General features: G+C 62.6%; 1 protein-coding gene. It reads left to right on the forward strand.

Going from position 1 to position 388, the window contains the following annotated elements; all coding sequences use genetic code 11:
- Positions 1 to 208: helix-turn-helix domain-containing protein (locus J1781_RS00115; protein WP_217232985.1), on the forward strand; the 208-nt coding region annotated here is incomplete at its 5' end.
- Positions 209 to 388: the final 180 nt, after the last annotated feature.

Raw genomic sequence — 388 nt, forward strand, 5'->3', positions numbered from 1 at the left:
GTCCTCGCCCAAAACCGTGATGCGCTGGGTGCGCGAGTATGAACGTCAGGGCGAGGATGGATTACGTCCCAAACAGCGCGGCCGCCCACCCGGAATCAGGCGGGATGAAACCGACCTCGAGCGGTTACAGCGGGAGAACCTGTACCTGCGGGCCGAGGTGGATTACCTAAAAAAACTGAAGGCCTTGCGCGCACAGAACCAGCGGTAAAGGTGCAGGCCGTTGTCGCGCTCAAGGCGATCTATCCCGTGACGGTGTTGTTGGAGGTTGCCCACCTCCCGTCCTCGACCTACTACGTGCACGTCACGCGCCTGGACCGGCCCGATCCGTATGCGGACCTGCGCGCGCGCATCACCACCATCTTTCATGCTGCCCATGGCCGCTATGGCC

It is taken from the genome of Rahnella perminowiae (assembly GCF_019049695.1).
Taxonomy (GTDB): Bacteria; Pseudomonadota; Gammaproteobacteria; order Enterobacterales; family Enterobacteriaceae; genus Rahnella; species Rahnella perminowiae.